Origin of the sequence: Micromonospora sp. CPCC 205539 (assembly GCF_036906815.1) — a bacterium.
GTDB lineage: Bacteria > Actinomycetota > Actinomycetes > Mycobacteriales > Micromonosporaceae > Micromonospora.
On record NZ_JBAKHW010000018.1, the window covers coordinates 1 to 19777 of the forward strand.

Annotated in this window: 19 protein-coding genes; 9 read left to right on the forward strand and 10 right to left on the reverse strand. The window is 71.9% G+C overall.

Features of this window, described 5'->3' with window-relative positions; translation table 11 throughout:
* Positions 1–91 precede the first annotated feature (91 nt).
* The 3 genes from V6V47_RS17305 to V6V47_RS17315 form a co-directional block, all read right to left on the reverse strand.
* Positions 92–1099, reverse strand: coding sequence for a LacI family DNA-binding transcriptional regulator (locus tag V6V47_RS17305; protein WP_334629283.1), 1008 nt, complete (start codon positions 1097–1099; stop codon positions 92–94).
* Between the two features lie 19 nt (positions 1100–1118).
* Positions 1119–2501, reverse strand: coding sequence for a GH1 family beta-glucosidase (locus tag V6V47_RS17310; RefSeq protein ID WP_334629284.1), 1383 nt, complete (start codon positions 2499–2501; stop codon positions 1119–1121).
* Between the two features lie 153 nt (positions 2502–2654).
* On the reverse strand, positions 2655–3413 hold the full coding sequence (locus tag V6V47_RS17315) for a maleylpyruvate isomerase family mycothiol-dependent enzyme (RefSeq protein ID WP_442934251.1): 759 nt from the start codon (positions 3411–3413) through the stop codon (positions 2655–2657).
* Between the two features lie 54 nt (positions 3414–3467).
* On the opposite strand from V6V47_RS17315, the gene V6V47_RS17320 reads away from it, so the two are divergent.
* Positions 3468–4559 carry a UDP-N-acetylmuramate dehydrogenase gene (locus V6V47_RS17320; RefSeq protein WP_442934252.1) on the forward strand — a complete coding sequence of 364 codons (1092 nt, stop codon included), beginning with the start codon at positions 3468–3470 and terminating at the stop codon, positions 4557–4559.
* A 225-nt stretch (positions 4560–4784) separates the two neighbouring features.
* Here the strand turns inward: V6V47_RS17320 and V6V47_RS17325 are convergent, their stop codons facing one another.
* Complete coding sequence (locus V6V47_RS17325) at positions 4785–5588, reverse strand: class I SAM-dependent methyltransferase (protein ID WP_334629287.1); 804 nt, start codon at positions 5586–5588, stop codon at positions 4785–4787.
* Positions 5589–5595: 7 nt separating this feature from the next.
* Positions 5596–6360, reverse strand: a complete 765-nt coding sequence (locus V6V47_RS17330) for an SDR family oxidoreductase (RefSeq protein WP_334629288.1) — start codon at positions 6358–6360, stop codon at positions 5596–5598.
* Positions 6361–6556: 196 nt separating this feature from the next.
* Here V6V47_RS17330 and mshA point away from each other — a divergent pair, with 196 nt between their 5' ends.
* From mshA to V6V47_RS17345, 3 genes are all read left to right on the forward strand, one after another.
* Positions 6557–7921, forward strand: a complete 1365-nt coding sequence (gene mshA / locus V6V47_RS17335; RefSeq protein ID WP_334629289.1) for a D-inositol-3-phosphate glycosyltransferase — start codon at positions 6557–6559, stop codon at positions 7919–7921.
* A 57-nt stretch (positions 7922–7978) separates the two neighbouring features.
* Positions 7979–8494 carry a YbjN domain-containing protein gene (locus V6V47_RS17340; protein WP_334629290.1) on the forward strand — a complete coding sequence of 172 codons (516 nt, stop codon included), beginning with the start codon at positions 7979–7981 and terminating at the stop codon, positions 8492–8494.
* Positions 8495–8845: 351 nt separating this feature from the next.
* Positions 8846–9661 carry a hypothetical protein gene (locus tag V6V47_RS17345; RefSeq protein WP_442934257.1) on the forward strand — a complete coding sequence of 272 codons (816 nt, stop codon included), beginning with the start codon at positions 8846–8848 and terminating at the stop codon, positions 9659–9661.
* Between the two features lie 374 nt (positions 9662–10035).
* On the opposite strand, the gene V6V47_RS17350 is transcribed toward V6V47_RS17345, so the two are convergent.
* Together V6V47_RS17350 and V6V47_RS17355 are read right to left on the reverse strand one after the other, a co-directional pair.
* Complete coding sequence (locus V6V47_RS17350; protein ID WP_334629292.1) at positions 10036–11292, reverse strand: MFS transporter; 1257 nt, start codon at positions 11290–11292, stop codon at positions 10036–10038.
* Positions 11293–11340: 48 nt separating this feature from the next.
* Positions 11341–12627, reverse strand: coding sequence for an MDR family MFS transporter (locus V6V47_RS17355; protein WP_334629293.1), 1287 nt, complete (start codon positions 12625–12627; stop codon positions 11341–11343).
* A 151-nt stretch (positions 12628–12778) separates the two neighbouring features.
* Here V6V47_RS17355 and V6V47_RS17360 point away from each other — a divergent pair, with 151 nt between their 5' ends.
* Complete coding sequence (locus V6V47_RS17360) at positions 12779–13546, forward strand: phosphoglyceromutase (protein WP_334629294.1); 768 nt, start codon at positions 12779–12781, stop codon at positions 13544–13546.
* 50 nt (positions 13547–13596) lie between these two features.
* Here V6V47_RS17360 and phoU read toward each other — a convergent pair whose 3' ends face one another.
* Complete coding sequence (phoU, locus tag V6V47_RS17365) at positions 13597–14250, reverse strand: phosphate signaling complex protein PhoU (RefSeq protein WP_334629295.1); 654 nt, start codon at positions 14248–14250, stop codon at positions 13597–13599.
* Between the two features lie 204 nt (positions 14251–14454).
* On the opposite strand from phoU, the gene V6V47_RS17370 reads away from it, so the two are divergent.
* Both V6V47_RS17370 and V6V47_RS17375 read left to right on the forward strand, forming a co-directional pair.
* Positions 14455–15738 carry a sensor histidine kinase gene (locus tag V6V47_RS17370; protein ID WP_334629296.1) on the forward strand — a complete coding sequence of 428 codons (1284 nt, stop codon included), beginning with the start codon at positions 14455–14457 and terminating at the stop codon, positions 15736–15738.
* Between the two features lie 22 nt (positions 15739–15760).
* Complete coding sequence (locus V6V47_RS17375; RefSeq protein ID WP_334629297.1) at positions 15761–16444, forward strand: response regulator transcription factor; 684 nt, start codon at positions 15761–15763, stop codon at positions 16442–16444.
* Positions 16445–16505: 61 nt separating this feature from the next.
* Here the strand turns inward: V6V47_RS17375 and V6V47_RS17380 are convergent, their stop codons facing one another.
* Positions 16506–17159, reverse strand: coding sequence for an NADPH-dependent F420 reductase (locus tag V6V47_RS17380; RefSeq protein WP_334629298.1), 654 nt, complete (start codon positions 17157–17159; stop codon positions 16506–16508).
* A gap of 158 nt (positions 17160–17317) precedes the next feature.
* On the opposite strand from V6V47_RS17380, the gene V6V47_RS17385 reads away from it, so the two are divergent.
* Positions 17318–17896 carry a TetR/AcrR family transcriptional regulator gene (locus V6V47_RS17385; protein WP_334629299.1) on the forward strand — a complete coding sequence of 193 codons (579 nt, stop codon included), beginning with the start codon at positions 17318–17320 and terminating at the stop codon, positions 17894–17896.
* 32 nt (positions 17897–17928) lie between these two features.
* Here V6V47_RS17385 and V6V47_RS17390 read toward each other — a convergent pair whose 3' ends face one another.
* Entirely contained in the window at positions 17929–18726 is a 798-nt protein-coding gene (locus tag V6V47_RS17390) for a hypothetical protein (protein WP_334629413.1), read from the reverse strand.
* Positions 18727–18806: 80 nt separating this feature from the next.
* Here V6V47_RS17390 and V6V47_RS17395 point away from each other — a divergent pair, with 80 nt between their 5' ends.
* Positions 18807–19751: a Ppx/GppA phosphatase family protein gene (locus tag V6V47_RS17395; protein ID WP_334629300.1), complete on the forward strand. Its 945-nt coding sequence runs from the start codon at positions 18807–18809 to the stop codon at positions 19749–19751.
* Positions 19752–19777 lie beyond the last annotated feature (26 nt).

Here is a 19777-nt window from a genome sequence, read left to right on the forward strand (position 1 = left end):
CGCGGCGCGGGCGCGCGGCGGCGTGGCGCGGGCGCGCGGCGGCGTGGCGCGGCGCGGGCGCGCGACGCGGGGCATGGCACGGCACGGCGGGTCAGGCGGAGTCGCGCAGGATCAGTTCGGTGGGGAGCATGATCGCCGGTTCGATGCTCTCGCCGGCGGCCAGCCGGAGCAGTTGACGGGTCATCCGTCGGCCGATCTCCACGATCGGCTGCCGGATGGTGGTCAGCGGCGGGTCGGTGTACGCGGCGGTCTCGATGTCGTCGAAGCCGATCACCGCGACATCCTCCGGCACCCGCCTGCCGACCTCGCGCAGCGTCCGCATGGCGGCGTGGGCCATCAGGTCGGAGGCCGCGAAGACCGCGTCCAGGTCGGGGTGCTCGACGAGCAGTCGGTGCATCGCTGCGGCCCCGGACTCCCGGGTGAAGTCGCCGACCGCGATCAGCTCGGGCAGCCCGGCGGCGGCCATCGCGCTGCGGTAGCCGGTGAGCCGTTCGATGCCGGCGATCATGTCCTGTGGACCGGCGATGCTGGCGATGCGTCGGCGACCGCTGTCGATCAGGTGCCGCACCGCCGCGGTCACACCGCCGACGTGGTCGACGTCGACGTACGGCACGGGGACGTCGCCGAGCGGCCGGCCGCTGCACACCACCGGAATGCCGAGCCGGGCCAGCGTGCCAGGCAGCGGGTCGGCGCCGTGCAGTGATGCGAAGAGCACGCCGTCGACGTGCCGCCCGGTGGTGAACCGTTCGACCCGGTCGTGCCCGGCCGGCGAGCCGGCCAGCATCAGCACCAGTTGCTTGTCGGCCGCCTCCAGCTCCTGGCTGACGCCGCGGATGATGCCGGGGAAGACCTGGTCGTCGGAGAAGACCCGGGTGGCCGCCTCCGGCATGACCAGGGCGATCGAGTCGGTGCGCTGGGTGACCAGACTGCGGGCGGCCAGGTTGGGGACGTACCCCAGCTCGGCGACCGCCCGGTTGACCGCCTCCCGGATCGGCTCGGCGACGGTGGTGGAGCCGTTGACCACCCGGGACACGGTGGCTCGGGACACCCCTGCCCGCGCCGCCACCGCCTCGAGTGTCGGCCGTTGCGCCGTTGTCATCGCGCCTTCCCCCCGGTCGTCACAGCCCGTTCCGGGAGATCACCTCCTGGTACCACCGGGCGCTGGCCTTCGGTGTGCGCCGCTGGGTCAGGTAGTCGACGTGCACGACTCCGAACCGCTTGCGGTAGCCCTCTGCCCACTCAAAGTTGTCCAGGAATGACCATACGAGATAACCACGCAGGTCCACGCCCCGGGAGATCGCCTCATGGGCTGCCCGCAGGTGACCGTCCAGGTAGGCGATCCGGTCCGTGTCGATCACCTGTCCCGACCCGGCGGGCGAGTCGGCGCCGGGCTTGTCGGGGAACGCCGCGCCGTTCTCGGTGATCAGCAGCGGCACCCCGGGGTAGTCGGTGGCGATCCGTTCCAGCAACCGGGTCAACCCCGCCGGCTCGATCATCCAGCCCATGTCGGTGAGCGGGCCGGCCGGCGGCAGGAAGTGCACCGCGCCCTCGGTGCCCGGGTACGCGCCACCGCCGCCAGCGCCGTCGGGCCGGCCGGCGACGTAGCTGGGCGCGTAGTAGTTGATGCCGAGCAGGTCGATCGGGGCGGCGATGAGCTTCTCGTCGCCGTCCCGGATGAACGTCGGCTCGACGATCTTCGCCATGTGCTCACGCACGTCGTCCGGGTAACCGCCGGCCAGCAGCGGGTCGAAGAAGATCCGGTTGTGCAGGCCGTCGACCAGGCGGACCGCGGCGGCGTCGGCGGCGCTGTCCGGATCGGCTGGCCGTACGTCGGCCGGGTTGAGGGTGATGCCCACGGTCCGCGCTCCGGCCGCGCGCAGCGCCCTGGCCGCCAGGCCGTGCCCGAGCAGGAGATGGTGGACGGCGCTGAAGGCCGCCGCAGGGTCCTGCTCGCCCGGCGCGTGCACCCCGTTGCCGTAGCCGAGGTAGGCCGAGCACCATGGCTCGTTGAGGGTGGTCCAGACGTCCACCCGGTCGCCCAGTTGCTTGTGGACAGCGGTGGCGTACGTGGCGAAGTGCTCGGCGGTCTCCCGGTTGGTCCAGCCGCCCCGGTCGCCCAGGCTCTGCGGCAGGTCCCAGTGATAGAGCGTGACGATCGGGTCGATGCCCTGCGCGAGCAGCGTGTCGGTGAGCCGATCGTAGAAGTCCAGCCCGCGCGGGTTGACCGGCCCGGTGCCGTCCGGCTGGATGCGCGGCCAGGCGACCGAGAACCGGTACGCACGCAGGCCCAGCTCGGCCATCAACGCGACGTCGTCGGCGTACCGGTGGTAGTGGTCGCAGGCGACGTCGCCGGTGTGGCCCTGATGCACCTTGCCCGGTGTCCGGCTGAAGGTGTCCCAAATGGAGGGGCCGCGTCCGTCGTCACGGGCCGCGCCCTCGATCTGGTACGCGGCGGTGGCCGCGCCCCAGAGGAAGTGCTCGGGAAAACGGAGTTCGCTCACGCTTGGCCGCACCTTCCATGTCCGCCGGGTCGTACAGCACAGCGTACGGCCAGTGGGAGCCGTTCCAAGAGACATGAGAGCGCTCTCCGCCATCTCTGATCGCGAAGGGGGCGTCCTGGAGCGACGCCCCCTTCGGTGGTCCAGGGCTTGCCCTCAGCCGGTACGAAGACCCTCGAGTAGGTTGCGGTCGCCGGCGACGTCCAACGTATCGAAGCTGACCCGTCCCCAGAGCGCCAGCAGCAGGTCGCTCGCCGTGCCACTGACCTGCGCCCGCGCGTGGTGGTCGTCGTGATCGAAGATGGTCGCGGTGTCGAGCAGCGCCACCCCCTCGCCGCGTAGCCGCAGGTACCAGTCCTGAGCGGCGTCGGTCGCGGAGAGCTGCACCACCCCGTGCCAGTCGCCCGGCACCCGCCGTCGGCCCGCGGGCAGCCAGGTGTCCAGCACCTCGCTCACCCCGTCCGCGGCGAGCTTCGCCTCCACCGGCTCACCGGCGGCGATGGCGAGTTGGGCGTCCCAGCGGTGCACCGCCGTCTCGTGCGCCATCCGGCGCGGCCAGAAGGCGGCCTTCTTCGGCTGCGGGGCCCAGTTCCACGCCGGGGCCTCCGGGTCGAGCCCGTCCAGGAGGACCATCAGCTTGTCGTACCCCTGCTGCCAGAGCTGAAGCGGGCTGAGGCCGGTCGCGTCGAAGTCCGGGCGGGCCGGGGCGGCGGTCTGGCCGGAGCCGGCGAACGAGGACACCCAGTGGTAGGCGCCGGCGAGGTGCAACGTGAGATCGGTGACGGTCCAGCCCGGACAGGAGAGGACCGGTGTCTCGGGTGGCGCCTCCGCCACCGCCGCAGCGAATGCGGGACCCTCCGCCCGGAGTGCCCCGATCCAGAAGTCCTTGCTGCCCTGCAGTCTGCTCATCGCCATCCTCCCGGGGGTGCCGGGCGACCAGTGGGTGCCGCGGCTGCCCCTCAGCCTAAGGTGAAGGACGTGCCAGACGCCTACGCCCAGTCGACAACCGATGCCGATCGTGCCATCCCCGGCCCGCTGGCCAGCTACACCACGCTGCGGATGGGCGGGCCTGCCGAGCGGATCGTGGCCGCGGGCACTGTCGACGAGATCATCCAGGCGGTCCGGGCCGCCGCCGAGCCGGTGCTGATCCTCGCCGGCGGCAGCAACGTGGTGATCGGCGACGAGGGCTTCCCCGGCACGGTCGTCCTGGTGCGCTCCCGTGGGCTGCGGGTCCTCGCCGAGGACGCCGGGTCGGTCACGGTACGGGTCGAGGCCGGCGAGCCGTGGGACGACCTGGTCGCCACCACGGTGGCCAACGGCTGGGCCGGGCTGGAGTGCCTGTCCGGCATCCCCGGCTCGACCGGTGCCACCCCGATCCAGAACGTCGGCGCGTACGGCCAGGAGGTTGCCGAGACCATCACCGGCGTCGAGGTGTACGACCGGGTCGAGGACACCCGTCAGTGGATCCCCGCCGCCGACTGCGGGTTCGCGTACCGGGGCAGCATCTTCAAGTACCGGGACCGCTGGGTGGTGCTCTCGGTCGACTTCCGGCTCACCCGCTCTCCGCTCTCCGGTCCGGTGCGCTACGCCGAGCTGGCGCGGGCGCTCGACGTCCAGGTGGGTGACCAGGTGCCGCTGGCCGACGCCCGGTCGGCGGTGCTCCGGCTTCGGGCCGGCAAGGGCATGGTGCTCGACGCCGACGACCCGGACACTCGTTCGGTCGGCTCCTTCTTCACCAACCCGGTGCTCGACGCGGCGACGTACGAGCTGTTCCGGGAGCGCGCCGCCGAGCTGGGCGAGCCGCCGGCCTGGCCCGGCTCCGACGGCATGGTCAAGGTGAGCGCGGCCTGGTTGATCGACAAGGCCGGCTTCGGCAAGGGTCACCCGGGGCCGGCCGGCGTGGCCATCTCCGGCAAGCACACCCTGGCGCTCACCAACCGCACCGGCACGGCCAGCACCGCGGACCTGCTGACCCTGGCCCGCGAGATCCGCGACAAGGTCGAGACGAGCTTCGGCGTGAGCCTCCACCCCGAACCAGTCCTGATCAACTGCACGTTCTAGCCCCGCGCCCGGCCCGGCCCGGCCCGGCCCCGCCCCCGCGCCCGCCCCGCGCCCGCCCCGCCCCCGCCCCCGCGATCTTGCACTTACTGCCCGGACATAGCCGGCTAGAAGTGGCATAAAGGGGACCGAGAGTGCAAGATCGCGCGATGGTGAGGGGCTAGGGCGCGGTGGGGGCGACTCGCGGCCAAAGGGACCGAGAGTGCAAGATCGCGCGATGGTGAGGGGCTAGGGCGCGGTGGGGGCGACTCGCGGCCAAGGGAGGGTCAACTCGCCCTGGCGCCAGCGGGTGGGGCCGTTGAGGATGGGCCAGCCGGTGTTCTTGAGGCTCGTCACGGCTTGCAGCCAGCGTTGGCGGGGGCCGAACGGGGCGTAGGGCGCCGCGGTCCGCCAGGCGTCGTCCAACGCCTTGATCAGGGCGTGGACCGGCTCACCGGGCACGTTGTGGTGGATCAGCGCCTTGGGCAGCCGCTCGGCCAACTCGGCCGGGCTGCCCAGCGTGGTGAGCTTCGCAGCCAGGGTCAGCGTCCGGGGTCCGTCGGCGTCGATCAGCAGCCACCCGCCGAGCCGGCCCAACTCGTCGCAGGTGCCCTCGACCAGCACCCCGCCCGGGGCGAGCGCGGCGGTCATCGTCCGCCAGGCGTCGAGGACCTCGCGCTCGTCGTACTGGCGGAGCACGTTGAACGCGCGGACCACCACCGGCCGGAGCCCGGCCAGCTCGAACCCGCCCCGGGCGAAGGTCAGGCCGGGCGGATCGGCGGCCGGCGCCGCGGCGGCCACCCGGGCGGGGTCGATCTCCAGCCCGATCAGCCGTACGTCGGGGCGGACCCCGGCGGCCAGCCGGGCGCGCAGCTCCACGGCGGTCACCGGGGTGGCGCCGTAGCCGAGGTCGACCACCAGCGGGTCGGCCGCTGCCCGTAGCCGGTCGGCGCAGGTGGCGACGATCCAGTTGTCCACCCGGCGGAGCCGGTTCGGGTTGGTCGTACCCCGGGTGACCACGCCGAGCGGACGGCGTCGCGCTGCTTCGCTCATCCCGGCCTCAGGACACCCGGTGCACCTTGTGCTGCGCGGCCTGCGCCCGCGGCCGGACCACCAGCCGGTCCACGTTGACATGCTCGGGGCGGGTGGCGCACCAGGCGATGCAGTCCGCCACGTCCTCGGCGACCAGCGGGTCGGGCACTCCGGCGTAGACGGCGGCGGCCCGTTCCGCGTCGCCGTCGAAGCGGACCAGCCCGAATTCGTCGGTCTGCACCATGCCCGGGTCGATCTCGATGACCCGGAGCGGCCGACCACACAGCTCCAGCCGGAGCGTGCCGGCGATGGCGGTCTGCGCGTGCTTCGCCGCCGTGTAGCCGCCGCCGCCCTCGTACACGGTCAGGCCGGCGGTTGAGGACACCACCACGATGGTGCCGGCGCCGGACGCCTCCAGCGCCGGCAGCAGCGCCTGGGTCACCCGGAGCGTGCCGAGCACGTTGACGTCGTACATCCACTGCCAGTCGCGGACCGAGCCGGACTCCACCGGGTCCAACCCACGCGCGCCGCCAGCGTTGTTGACCAGCAGGGTGACCGGTCCGGGTGCCTGCGCGGCGGCCTCGGCCAGCCCGGCCACCGACTCGTCCGAGGTGACGTCGCAGGTCACCGCGGTCGCCTGCCCACCGGCGGCGGTGATCTCGGCGACCAGATCGGCGAGCCGATCGGCGCGGCGGGCGGCGGCGAGCACGTGGAAGCCCTCGGCGGCGAGCCGGCGGGCGGTGGCCGCGCCGATCCCGCTGGACGCTCCGGTGACGATGGCGACAGGGGTCATCCGGTCATTGTCACCCCGGTCGTCCGACCGACTTCGGGCGGGCGCGGGACGGGTGGGCGGTGATGAGGTCTGTCACCCCGAGGGACCGCAGCGAAGCATTTCCGTCGTCCGATGGGGAAGATGACACCCGGCGTACAGGTTGACCAAGAAGCGCCGGTCGTGCGACGCGGCATTAACCGTGACAAGAGGAGCGGACGTGGCGGAACTGCACACCGGTGTTGGTCGTCAGCGGGGTGCCCGTCCGTGGCCCCGGCCGCGCCGCATCGCCACCCTTTCGGTACACACGTCCCCCCTGCACCAGCCCGGCACGGGCGATGCAGGGGGGATGAATGTTTACATCCTGGAGGTCGCGCGGCGGCTCGCCGAGGCCAACGTCGAGGTGGAGATCTTCACCCGGGCCACCTCCGGCGACCTTCCCCCGGTGGTCGAGATGGCCCCCGGCGTGCAGGTCCGGCACATCACCTCCGGCCCCCTGGAGGGCCTGACCAAGGAGGAGTTGCCCGGCCAGCTCTGCGCCTTCACGGCCGGGGTGCTGCGCGCCGAGGCGGCCCGCCCGCCCGGCCACTACGACCTGATCCACTCTCACTACTGGCTCTCCGGTCAGGTCGGCTGGCTGGCCAAGGAGCGCTGGGGGGTGCCGCTGGTGCACACGGCGCACACCCTGGCGAAGGTCAAGAACGCCCAGCTCGCGGCCGGCGACCGGCCGGAGCCCAAGGCCCGCGTGATCGGCGAGGAGCAGGTGGTCGCCGAGGCGGACCGGCTGGTCGCCAACACCCGGGTGGAGGCCCGCGACCTGGTCGAGCGGTACGACGCCGACCCCACCCGGGTCGCCGTCGTCCAGCCGGGCGTCGACCTGGACCGGTTCCGGCCCGCGCCGGGCGACCGGTCCGCGGCGAGCCGGGACGCTCGCCGTCGGCTGGGGCTGCCGGTCGAGGGGTACGTGGTGGCCTTCGTCGGCCGGATCCAGCCGCTCAAGGCCCCCGACGTGCTGATCCGTTCGGTCGCCGCGCTGCGCAAGCTCGACCCGGCGCTGGCCGACGAGGTGACCGTGGCGATCTGCGGTGGCCCCAGCGGCAGTGGTCTGGACCGGCCGACCGCGCTGATGGAGCTGGCCGCCAGGCTCGGGGTGGCCGACCGGGTGTGCTTCCTGCCACCCCGCACCGGCGACGACCTGCCGGCGCTGTACCGGGCCGCCGACCTGGTCGCGGTGCCGTCACACAACGAGTCGTTCGGGCTGGTCGCCCTGGAGGCGCAGGCCTGCGGCACGCCGGTGCTGGCCGCCGCCGTCGGCGGTTTGGTGACCGCCGTCCAGGACCAGGTGAGCGGGGTGCTGATCGACGGGCACGACCCGGTGGACTGGGCGCGTGCCCTGGGTGACCTGCTGCCCGACGAGGCTCGGCGGGCGGCTCTCGCCAAGGGCGCCGAGCAGCATGCCCAGCACTTCTCCTGGGACCGTACGGTCGCCAAGCTGCTCGCCGTCTACGGCGAGGCGATGGCCGTGCACCGCGCCCGGCTCGCTGCCGATCTGGCTGCCGATCCCGCGCTCTCCTGCTCCTGGTGACCGCGGGCGCCGGTCGCCACCCGGTGCGTTGGCCGGGTCGGTCGTAGAGTGGGTCCGGTGAGCCCGAAGAGCGATCTTGCGACCTTGATCGAGTCGGTGTGTGCCGAGCGGGAGCTGGCCTGGGAGTCGACCGGGCCCGGCTCCTACGCGGTGACCCTGCCGGGCACCCACAAGCTCAAGACGGTCTGCAACCTGATCGTCGGCGAGCACGCGTTGCGGGTCGAGGCGTTCGTGATGCGTCAGCCGGATGAGCGGCGCGAGGAGCTGTGGGCCTGGCTGTTGCAGCGCAACGCCCGGATGTACGGCGTCTCCTTCTCCATCGACGCGGTCGGCGACGTGTACCTGACCGGACGGGTCAACCCGGCGGGGGTGGACGCCGACGAGCTGGACCGGCTGTTCGGCGCGGTGCTCACCTACGCCGACGAGTCCTTCGACACCATGCTGGAGATCGGCTTCGGCAGCTCGATCCGGCGCGAGTACGAGTGGCGGGTCAAGCGCGGCGAGTCGACCGCCAACCTGGCCGCCTTCACGCACCTCTTCGAGCCCTCCGGCTCCGGCCCCGACCCGGCCTGAGCGCCGGCCCCGAGCCGACCCGCCCGGGTGACCCGACGGCTGGTGGTTCGGACCGCCCCCGACGGGTATGCCGCACCGCGCGGTGCGGCATTTGGGACCCCCGCGCGCCGAGGACGGAGTGTCGAGGAGCGTGAGCGTGCCATGGCTCAGCGGAACAGCTCAGGTCGCGGCGGGACTGCGACCAGGACGAAACGACAGGCTGGCAACCAGACGCCGGGTACTCCGGGAGTCTCCGAGTCGGAGATCTCCCGGATGCGGGTGGACGACATCCGTGGGCAGCTGCGCAAGCGGGGGGTCTCCGGGATCTCCGCACTGCGCAAGCCCGACCTGGTGAAACAGCTGGTGCGCTCGCTGCGGGCGGAGCGAGGCGGCGCCGCTCGGCGCAGCACCGGTCCGGCCGGCCGGGCCACCGGCACCAGGGCGTCGGCGGGTCGTGCCGCCGCGACGAAGAAGTCGGTGGCCAGGGCGGCGCCGAGCCGGGCGAAGGCCGCACCGGCGAACAAGAGCGCCCCAGCGAAGCGGGCCGCCGCGAAGAAGGCGACCGCCGCGAAGAGAACAACGCCTGCGAAGAAGGCGACTGCCCCGAGGAAGACCGTGGCGGCCCGAAAGACGACCGCCGCGCGGAAGACGGCGGTGGCCAAGAAGGCGCCTGCGGCCCGGAAGACGGCGGTCGCCAAGAAGGCGCCTGCGGCCCGGAAGACGGCGCCCGCACGGAAGGCACCGGCGAAGAAGGCCCCTGCGCGGCCGGCGGCGGCGAAACGCACGTCGGCTGCCAGCGGCGGTACGGCGGCTGGCGGGATCCGTACCGGGCGGAGCACCGCGCGGTCGGTCCGCAGTTCGCAGGTGATCTCGTCGACCGCGGATCGGCCGGAGCGCCCGGGGCGGAGTCTGGTCACCGCGAACCATGAGGTGATCCAGCAGTGGGCTCGGCGGCGCGGGGCGAAGCCGGCGACCATCGCCGGCACCGAACGGGACGGCCGGGCCGGGGTGCTGACCTTCAACATTCCCGGATACCGGGAAAGCGGCCGGATTCGCGAAATCACCTGGGATGAGTGGTTTCATACTTTCGACCTGCGCCGGCTGAACCTGATTTATCAGGAGCAGTTGCGCGACGGCCGCCCGAGTAACTTCTTCCGGACCGAGTCACCCGATCGGGAGGACGGTTGAGGTGTTTGCGGGAATGCCGGACGGGTACGCGGCTGTTGCCAAAGACCGAGGCCAGAGCACTGGCTACCGGCGAGTTGTGACCGGCGAAACAGCCGTTCCGGGTTGAATTCGCAATCCGGGCGAACTAACTTTATTGCACCGCACCACGCTTGGAAACGTTCGGGGGAGCGGCGGATCGATCAGATCCGCGCACCAGGCGAGGTGCGAGGGACGGGTGGATTAACCGTTGGGGGACGGTGCCCACCTGTTTGGACCGGCGGCGTGAGCGGGCGACGCTTACGGGGGTGAGTGTTGCCCGCCGCCGCCGGCCCCACTGCGGGCGCCCGCCACGACCTTCGGGGACGGGGCGGGCGCCTTGTGTATCTCGTACCTGATTAGTGGGGCGCGGGGGGGGGCTCCCGGTCGACGGCCCGGTGCAGCGCGGCGACGTGCCGCTCCCGGGGCGGCCCGGCGAGCAGGTGGCCCAACGCGGCCAGCAGGCCGAGCCCGCCCACGATCAGCCAGTGTCGGCCGCCGAGATACTGGAGGCTCACTCCGCCGAGCGTGGGGGCCACGAATGCCGCCGCCGGGAACGTCAGATAGAAGACCGCCTGGTACCGCGCCCGTAGCTGCGACGGTGCCAGGTCGGCGTTGATCTGCGCGTTGGGCGGGGCAGCGAGCATCGAGCCGACCGTCCAGACCACCGCGGCGACCAGGTAGACGGCCAACTCGTCGGCGACGGCGAGCGCGCCGAACCCGAGCGCGAGCAGCGCGGTGGAGGCCGCCAGCACGACGTGCTTGCGATGGCGGTCGATCAGCCGGGGCACGAACAGCTGCCCGAGCACGATCAGCGCGCCGCCGAGCGCCGCCACCAGCCCGTACGCCGAAGGGCTCAGGCCGTCCGCGCGCATGGCCAGCGGCATGATCGTCGAGGTCTGCTGGGTGAGCACGGCCAGCACGAAGGTGAGCCCGACGAAGACCAGGAAGATCCGGTCGGTCAGCGCGGTGAGCAGCCCCGGCTGCCGGAGCCGGACCGCTTTCGTCGCCAGCTCCGTCTGGGCGGGCCGCAGGGTCTCCGGCACCTTCCAGGCGATCACGGCGGCGGCGGCCAGGGTGGTGCCCGCGTCGACCAGGAACAGCGCGATGAAACTGGCCTTGGCCAGCACCCCGGCAAGCAGTGGTGCGATCGCCATGCCCAGGTTGAACGCCCAGAACTGGAGGTTGAACGCCCGCGAGCGGCGCGCCTCGGGCACCACGTCGACGATCGCCGCGACGAAGGCGGGGCTGGGCATCGAGTGCACCACGCCGATCAGCGCGGAGAGCACCGCGATCAGCGCCAAGGGTTTGCTGAAGGCGAGCGCCACCATCAAACCGGCGGTGGCCAGGTGGGCGGCGAGCAGAGTGGCCCGGCGGCCCCACCGGTCGGCAAGCACCCCGCCGAGCAGCACACCAGCGGCCCCACCGGCGCCGTACGCGCCGACCACCGCGCCGGCCACCGACACGCTGGCCCCGCGCACGTCGGTGAGGTACAGCGAGAGGAAGAGCATGGCGAACGCGCCAGCCCGGTTGATCAGCAGACCGGTCCAGAGGAACCAGAAGGTGGCGGGAAGCCCGCCGGCGGTGTCGTGCCACCAGCGCCGCAGGGCGTGCACCCGATCCCCTTACAGTTCAGCGTCTTAACTGTCCAGGCGTACTCTAGGTCAGATGGCCGCCGCCTCCGCGGGCTGCGGCGCCGCCGGCGGCACCGCGTTGACCGGTGCCAGCGCCGCGCCGGTGCGACGTAGCGCAACGGCACGCCGCTCCCGAGCCGGGCCGGACACCAGGTGGGCCACCGCGGTCACGGCGCCGATCGCGGCGCAGGCGTACCAGAGGGTGGCGTTGCCGGCGTGCTCGCGCACCACGCCGCCGAGGATCGGCGCGCTGGCCCCGGCGATCTGCCAGGAGAGGCCGAACACGCCCTGATAGCGGCCGCGCAGCTCGGCCGGGGAGAGCTCGGCGATGAGGGTCGAGTTGGACGGCGAGCTCAGCATCTCGCCGACCGTCCAGATCAGCACGGTCAGTCCGTAGAACCAGGCGGTGCCGGCGAACGCGGTCAGCCCGAACCCGACGCCCATCACCACGGCGGCCAGCGCGAGCACGTGCGAACGGCTGCGGCCCCGGATCAGCCGCGGGACGAAGAGCTGCCCGACCACGATGAGGATGCCGTTGAGCGCGATCACCGAGCCGTAGGTGGCCGGGCTGAGCCCGGAGTCGCCCATGGTGATCGGCAGCATCGAGATGTGTTGGAGGAAGACCAGCGCGGAGAGCAGGTTCAGCGCCACGAAGCCAAGGAAGATGCGGTCGGTGAGGATCGTCCGCAGGGCGCCGCGCGGGGCGGCGATCGGGGTCGGGCCGCCAGCGTGTCGGGTCTCCGGCACACGGATGAAGATGATCAGCGCGGTGATCAGCATGGTGCCCGCGTCGAGCACGAACAGCAGCAGGTAGTTGGCCTGCGCGGCGAACCCGGCGAGGATAGCGGCGCAGGCGAAGCCCAGGTTGAGTGCCCAGTAGTTGAGCGAGAAGGCGCGCATGCGGTCCTTCGCCGGCACCACGTCGATCATCATGGCCCCGAACGCGGGCCGGGCCGCCTCGGCGAACATGCCGAGCAGCAGCGCGCCCAGCGCCACCGCCCAGAAGTCCCGGGCCAGCCCGAGCGCGATCATGATGGCGGCCGCGCCGACGTGCGCGGTGAACAGCGTCGGCCGACGGCCCCACCTGTCGGCCAGGGTGCCACCGGCGGTGGTGCCGAACGCCCCACCTACGCCCCAGAGCCCGATCACCAGGCCAGCCTGGGACGCGGAGAAGCCGCGTTCCTGGGTCAGGTAGATGGCGAGAAAGATGAGGACGAACGAGCCGAGCCGGTTGATCAGGGTGCCGCTCCACAGGTACCAGAAAGTGGTTGGTAGCCCTCCGGTGGTGTCCCGGAACCAACTCTGCATCGTCCGCATATGGCGCCCCCGTGCAAGTAATGACCGACCTGACTACAACTCCTTACAACTCTAATCGTGGGAAGATCGACTGGGCATCAGGTTTTTCACGTGGTGGTCGTCACGACGGGTGCCCGCGTGTCCTGCCCGTGGGTGGGGCAGGATGATCCGCATGACTGCGAGCGAGGGGCCCACGGTGGGGACGCTGGTCCTGCTGCGGCACGGTGAGAGCGACTGGAACGCCAAGAACCTCTTCACCGGCTGGGTGGATGTTGACCTGACCGAAAAGGGCGAGGGTGAGGCGCGGCGCGGCGGCGAGCTGCTGCGCGAGCACGGCCTGCTGCCGGACGTCGTACACACCAGCGTGCTGCGTCGCGCGATCCGCACCGCCGAGCTGGCGTTGAACGCCGCCGACCGGCACTGGATCGCGGTGCGCCGGTCGTGGCGGCTCAACGAGCGTCACTACGGTGCCCTGCAAGGCAAGAACAAGAAGCAGACCCTCGACGAGTACGGCGAGGAGCAGTTCATGCTCTGGCGCCGCTCGTACGACACCCCGCCGCCGCCGATCGCCGACGACGACGAGTGGTCGCAGGTCGGCGACCCGCGGTACGCGCTGCTGCCGACGGAGCTGATGCCGCGTACCGAGTGCCTCAAGGACGTCGTCGACCGGATGCTGCCCTACTGGTACGACTCGATCGTGCCGGACATCCTGGCCGGGCGGACGGTGCTGGTGGCCGCGCATGGCAACTCGCTGCGCGCGCTGGTCAAGCACCTCGACCAGATCTCCGACGAGGCAATCGCCAAGCTGAACATCCCCACCGGCATCCCGCTGCGCTACGACCTCGACCCGCACCTGCGGCCGCTCACGCTGGGCGGCACCTACCTCGACCCCACGGCCGCGAAGGAAGCCGCCGCCGCCGTGGCAAACCAGGGCCGCTGAGCTGACGACGAAGGCCCCCGGGATCCCCGGGGGCCTTCGTCGTGCCTGGATCAGCTCGCCGAGGGCGAGTTCTCGCCGGTGATCAGGTAGATCACGTGCTCGCCGGCGTTGACCGCGTGGTCGGCGAAGCGCTCGTAGAAGCGGCCCAGCAGGGTGGCGTCGATCGCGGTCTCCACCCCGTACGGCCAGTCGTCGCCGAGCAGCACCGCGAACAGGTTCTTGTGCAGCTCGTCCATGGCGTCGTCGTCGCGGTCCAGCTCGCCGGCGAGGTCGGCGTCGGGCTTGGCGAGCACCGAGCCGATCTTCACGGCCATCCGGTCGGCGATCTCCGCCATCTCAGTGAAGATCGTCCGCAGCTCGGCCGGCACGGCGGGCGAGGGGTGCCGGCGCAGCGCGGTCTTCGCCACGTGGTCGGCGAGGTCGCCCATCCGCTCGAGGTCAGCGGCCACGTGCAGTGCGGTGATCATGGCTCGCAGGTCGGAGGCGACCGGCGCCTGTCGGGCGAGCAGGTCGCAGACCCGCTCCTCGACGTGTCGGTAGAGGTCGTCGATCTCGGCGTCCCGCTCGATGACCGTCTCGGCGGCCTGCCGGTCGGCGGTGAGCAGGGCCCGGGTGGCCTGGCGCATGGCGGCGCGGACGCCCTCCGCCATGTCCACCAGCAGTTGGCTGACGATCTGGAGGTCGGCCCGGAACTCGTCGCGCATCATCACGTCCTGTGGTCGGTCGCCGCCGACGGGTGCCGGCGCAGGGGTTGAGCAGGTGCGACGTCCACGGTAGGGGGGCGCGTACGGACCCCGGATGAACCACGGTGAACGACGCCAGACGCGGGGGTGAACATTCCCGAAAGTGAGGGTGGTTCGTCCTGGTCTGTGTGGTAGCCAGGTTAACAATGACCCTACGATCGCCGGGTGGAGTGGGCGGTGGCGGTCGTGGTGGCCGTGACGTTGGTGGCTGGGATAGCTGCCGGTCTCCTGCTGCCCCGGTTCCTGCCAGCGCGGGACGGTCGCTCCACGTCGACGGGGAGCGCCAGCTCCCGCTGGAGCAGGGGGAGGCCCGCGATAGCCGACGAGCAGCAGGCCGGGCTCGGCCGCCGGACGATCGACTCGCTCCGGGCCGGTGTCGTGGTGCTGGACACCGACGACGTTCCCGTCCTGATCAATCCGGCCGCCCGCGCGATGGGTCTGCTGCGCACCGGCAGCACGCCGGGCTCCATCGCCGCGCACCCGTTGATCCGTACTCTTGCCGGCCAGGTGCGGCGCACCGGGGTACGGCGCGAGATCGAGCTCGACCTGCCCCGGGGTCGCGACAGCGCGGGGGAGAACCCGCTCGGCGTGCACCTGCGGGCCATGGGCATCGGCAACGGCTTCATCGCCGTGGAAGCGGTCGACGTGACCGAGTCGCACCGGCTGGCCCGGGTGCGACGCGACTTCGTGGCCAACGTGAGTCACGAGCTCAAAACCCCGATCGGGGCGCTCCAACTGCTCGCCGAAGCGCTGCTGGACGCCACCGAGCCCGCCGACGCCGCGACGCCCGACCTCTCCGAGGACCTGGTCGCCGCCCGCCGGTTCGCCGAACGGATCCAGCACGAGTCGACCCGGCTGGGCCGGCTCGTGCAGGAGCTGCTGGAGCTGACCCGGTTGCAGGGCGCCGAGCCGCAGCCGCCCCCGGAGCCGGTGGCGGTCGACTGGGTGATCGCCGAGGTCGTCGACCGGACACGCACCACGGCCTCCGCCCGGGGCGTCGAGGTGGCGGTGACCGGTGAGCGTGGCCTCACCGCGTACGGCAGCGACACCCAGCTCGCCACGGCGGTGGCGAACCTGGTCGAGAACGCCATCAACTACTCGGGCGAGGACACCACGGTTCGGATCAACCTGTCCGGTGACGACGAGCACATCGAGATCGCCGTCGCTGACCAGGGCATCGGCATCGCGCCGACGGACGTGGACCGGGTCTTCGAACGGTTCTACCGGGCCGATCAGGCCCGCTCGCGTGCCACCGGCGGCACCGGGCTCGGCCTGGCGATCGTGAAACACATCGCGAGCAACCATGGCGGACGGGTCGAAGTGTCGAGCACTCTTGGTGGTGGGTCGACGTTCACCCTACGGCTGCCCGCCCGACCATCGGACGACCTGCTGGCGACACTGCCGCCGGTTGGGATCGAGACCGGTCCGGCCGAGCTACGGCAGGTCTGACAGCAATGAAAGGAAATCCCCGTTGAGCCGCGTACTGGTGGTCGAAGACGAGGAGTCGTTCTCCGACGCCCTGTCGTACATGCTCCGTAAGGAGGGTTTCGAGGTCTCGGTCGCCGCGACCGGCACCTCCGCCCTCACCGAGTTCGACCGCACCGGCGCCGACATCGTGCTGCTCGACCTGATGCTGCCCGAGATGTCGGGGACCGAGGTCTGCCGGCAGCTTCGGCAGCGCTCGGCCGTGCCGATCATCATGGTCACCGCGCGGGACAGTGAGATCGACAAGGTCGTCGGCCTGGAGATCGGCGCCGACGACTACGTCACGAAGCCGTACTCGCCCCGGGAGCTGGTCGCCCGGATCCGGGCGGTGCTGCGTCGGCAGAGCCCGGAGGTGGCCGAGGCGGGCGCCCCGACGCTGGCCGCCGGACCGGTCCGGATGGACATCGAGCGGCACGTGGTGACCGTCGACGGCGGTGCCGTGCAGCTGCCGCTCAAGGAGTTCGAGCTGCTCGAGCTGCTGCTGCGCAACGCCGGCCGGGTGCTGACCCGCGGCCAGCTCATCGACCGGGTCTGGGGTGCCGACTACGTCGGTGACACCAAGACACTGGACGTGCACGTCAAGCGCCTGCGCTCCAAGATCGAGCCGGAGCCGTCCGCGCCGCGCTTCATCGTCACCGTCCGGGGTCTGGGCTACAAGTTCGAGCCGTGATCGGCCCGTCCGAAGGGGGTCCACGCTCGGCGTGGGCCCCCTTCGGGCTGTCGGTGGTCGGTCAGCGGACGACCTTGACGTTGAAGATGTCGGTGCCGAGCCGGCCGTAGAGCCGCAGCCAGAGTGGCAGCAGCATCTCGGTGCCCCGGGCGGTGGAGAGGTCACCGAGGTCGATCACGTCGGCGTGCCCGAAGCTGACGAGCAGGCCGGTGACGATCCGCTTGGCCTCCGCGTCGTCGCCGGAGACGAAGACGGTGTGCGCGCCCTCGACGAGCTGGCGCGGACGCACCATCAGCTCGGCGGTCAGCGTGTTGAGTGACTTGACCACCTTGGCCTCGGGAAACTCTCGCTGGATCCGCTCGGCGAGCGAGTCGGTGTTGAGCATCGACAGGGTGGGTGGAAAGCCGGCGCTGAAGTCGAGCGGGTTGGCGATGTCGAGCAGGACCTTGCCGGCCAGGTTCGCCGCGCCGGCCGCGGCGAGTGCCGGGAGGGAGCCGTTGCCGTTGGTGGCGTTGACCACCAGCTCGGCAGCGGCGGCGGCCTCGGCCAGGGTGGCCAGGCCGACCTCGGGGTGCTGCGCCGCCCAGGTGGCGTGCTCGCCGGCCCGGGTGGCCGCGACGTCGCGGGTGCCGATGGTGACCTGATGGCCCAGCTCCGCTGAGCGGGCGGCGATGGTCCGGCCGACCGAACCGGTGCCGAGAACTGCGATGCGCATGGTGATCGTTCCTCCGTCAGGGGGCCTCGCGCCCGGTTGCGGACAAGCTAACAGACAGGTCTGTCTACTGCTGCCCCGTCGAGGCCCGCGCCGGCTGGAAGGGGTAGACGGGGCTGTCTGTAGGATCGGGCTGCCACCAGCACGTTGAGGGAGTACCGATGCCTGCGCCTCGCACCCCGGCCGGCGCGGCCCGGGACCGGATCCTGGACACCGCGTTCCGGCTCTTCTACGCGCACGGGCCCCGCGGAGTGGGGGTGGACACCGTCATCGCCGAGTCGGGCGTGGCGAAGGCGACGCTCTACAAGCACTTCCCGCGCAAGGACGATCTCGTGCTGGCGTACCTCGACAAGGTCGACCAGGCGTGGTTCGGCGCGTTACGGGCCGCCGCCCGGGATGCCGGGGACGAGCCGCGCGCGCAGTTGATCGGGATGTTCGACGCGCTCGCCGGTGCCTGCCGCCGGGACGGCTACCACGGCTGCGCATTCATCAACACCGCCGCCGAGTCGCCCGCCGGCAGTGCCGTGCACGCCCGTACGGTCGAGCACAAGACCGTCGTCCGGGCCTGGGTGACCGACCTGGCCCGGCGCGCCGGCGCGGCCGATCCGGACCTGCTCGCCCGGCAGCTCACCCTGCTGCTCGACGGCGGACTGGCCGGTGGCGTGCTGGACGCTGACCCGGCGATCGCCGACGCGGCCCGGCACAGCGCCCGCACCCTGGTCGACGCCGCCCTCCGCTGACCACTTCCCCGACCAGGATCAGCGGAACCGGGTCAGATCTCGTCGGCGGGGTGCGGGGCCACCATGCCCTGCTTGGTCCGGATCGCGCACAGCTCGGCCAGCCGCTCGTACGCGGGCGCGCCGATCAGCGCGGTCAACTCCGGCCCGTACGAGAGATACATCGGCTCGGTCCCGACGTGCGCCTCCGTCGAGGAGGTGCACCACCAGTCCAGGTCGTGCCCACCGGCGCCCCAGCCCCGGCGATCGAACTCGGACAGCGTGGAGACCAGCACCTTGCTGTTGTCCGGTCGCTTGACCCACTCCTGGTCCCGCCGGATCGGCAACTGCCAGCAGACGTCCGGCTTGTATTCCAGCGGATGCACCCCGTCGCGCAGGGCCTGGGCGTGCAGCGCGCAACCGCCGCCACCGGCGAAACCGGCGTCGTTGAGGAACACGCACGGGCCGTCGGCGTCCTGGGTGGCCGTCCGGCGGGCCGGGGTCTTGCCGTCGACGGTGTCCTCGTCGGTCCAGTTCTTGAACCCGCGCCGAAAGTGCTGCCAGGTCGACGGGGTGAGCCGCTTGACGGCGTTGCGGACCCGCTTCTCGTCATCGGAGTCGGTGAAGAACGCCCCGTGCGAGCAGCAGCCGTCGGCTGCCCGACCGGCGATGATGCCGTGGCAGCCCTGGCCGAAGATGCAGGTCCAGCGGGAGAGCAACCAGGTCAGGTCGGCCCGGATCAGGTGGGTCTCGTCCGCCGGGTCGGCAAACTCGAGCCACTCCCGGGGGAAGTCCAGCGGCACCTCGCGGCTGCGCGGATCACCCGGGTCGTCCACCAGCACGCGGAGCTCCATCGTCACCCGGACCAGCGTACGCGTGGTCACGTCTGTGGGCCGGTGAGCCGCGGAAACATGTTGCACCTAGGGTCTTCCCCATGCGACTGGGTGTCCTCGACGTCGGATCCAACACCGTGCACCTCCTGGTGGTGGACGCGCACCACGGCGCGCACCCGTGGCCGGCGCACTCGGAGAAGGTGGTGCTGCGGCTGGCCGAGCAGATCGGCCCGGACGGCGCGTTGACCGACGCGGGCGCGGACAGCCTGGTCAAGGCGGTCAGCATGGCCAAGACGGCGTCCACCGGGCTGGAGGCTGACGACCTGATCGCGTTCGCCACCTCCGCGGTTCGCGACGCCACCAATGCCGCCGAGGTGCTGGCGCGGGTCCGGGAGGAGACCGGCGTACGCCTGGCGGTGCTCTCCGGCGCGGACGAGGCGCGGATGACCTTCCTGGCCGTACGGCGCTGGTTCGGCTGGTCGGCGGGGCGACTGCTGGTGCTGGACATCGGCGGCGGCTCGCTGGAGATCGCCGCCGGAATCGACGAGGACCCGGACGTCGCGGTCTCGCTGCCGCTCGGCGCCGGCCGACTGTCCCGGGAGCGGCTGCGGGTCGACCCGGCCAGCGCGGCGCCGCCGACGGCCGAGGCCGTCGAGAAGCTGCGGGAGTACGTGGACGGTCGGCTGGACAAGGTGCTCGACCAGATCACCCAGGTGGGCTGGGAGCGGGCGGTGGCCACCTCGAAGACGTTCCGCACCCTGGCCCGGTTGGCCGGGGCGGCGCCGTCCGGTGCCGGGCTCTGGGTGCGGCGCAGCCTCACCCGTGCCGGGTTGCGGCAGGTCATCGGCTTCATCCGGCACATCCCGCCGGCCCAGCTCATGGAGCTGGAGGGCGTCAGCGCGGGCCGGGCCCACCAACTGCTGGCCGGCGCGGTGGTCGCCGAAGCGGTGATGCGCCGCCTGGATCTGGACGCGTTGGACATCTGCCCGTGGGCGCTGCGTGAGGGAGTCATCCTCCGTCGGCTGGATCAACTCGAACCGATCTGATCGCGCTCCCGGGCTACCCTGGCTGA

Bases quoted from the DNA above. Each gene is read 5' to 3' on its own strand.
- V6V47_RS17325 (WP_334629287.1), bottom strand. From the start codon at position 5,588: ATGAGCGAAGCAGCGCGACGCCGTCCGCTCGGCGTGGTCACCCGGGGT.
- V6V47_RS17355 (WP_334629293.1), bottom strand. From the start codon at position 12,627: ATGCGGACGATGCAGAGTTGGTTCCGGGACACCACCGGAGGGCTACCA.
- V6V47_RS17390 (WP_334629413.1), bottom strand. From the start codon at position 18,726: ATGGAGCTCCGCGTGCTGGTGGACGACCCGGGTGATCCGCGCAGCCGC.
- phoU (WP_334629295.1), bottom strand. From the start codon at position 14,250: ATGCGCGACGAGTTCCGGGCCGACCTCCAGATCGTCAGCCAACTGCTG.
- V6V47_RS17380 (WP_334629298.1), bottom strand. From the start codon at position 17,159: ATGCGCATCGCAGTTCTCGGCACCGGTTCGGTCGGCCGGACCATCGCC.
- V6V47_RS17305 (WP_334629283.1), bottom strand. From the start codon at position 1,099: ATGACAACGGCGCAACGGCCGACACTCGAGGCGGTGGCGGCGCGGGCA.
- V6V47_RS17385 (WP_334629299.1), top strand. From the start codon at position 17,318: ATGCCTGCGCCTCGCACCCCGGCCGGCGCGGCCCGGGACCGGATCCTG.
- V6V47_RS17315 (WP_442934251.1), bottom strand. From the start codon at position 3,413: ATGGCGATGAGCAGACTGCAGGGCAGCAAGGACTTCTGGATCGGGGCA.
- V6V47_RS17330 (WP_334629288.1), bottom strand. From the start codon at position 6,360: ATGACCCCTGTCGCCATCGTCACCGGAGCGTCCAGCGGGATCGGCGCG.
- V6V47_RS17360 (WP_334629294.1), top strand. From the start codon at position 12,779: ATGACTGCGAGCGAGGGGCCCACGGTGGGGACGCTGGTCCTGCTGCGG.
- V6V47_RS17395 (WP_334629300.1), top strand. From the start codon at position 18,807: ATGCGACTGGGTGTCCTCGACGTCGGATCCAACACCGTGCACCTCCTG.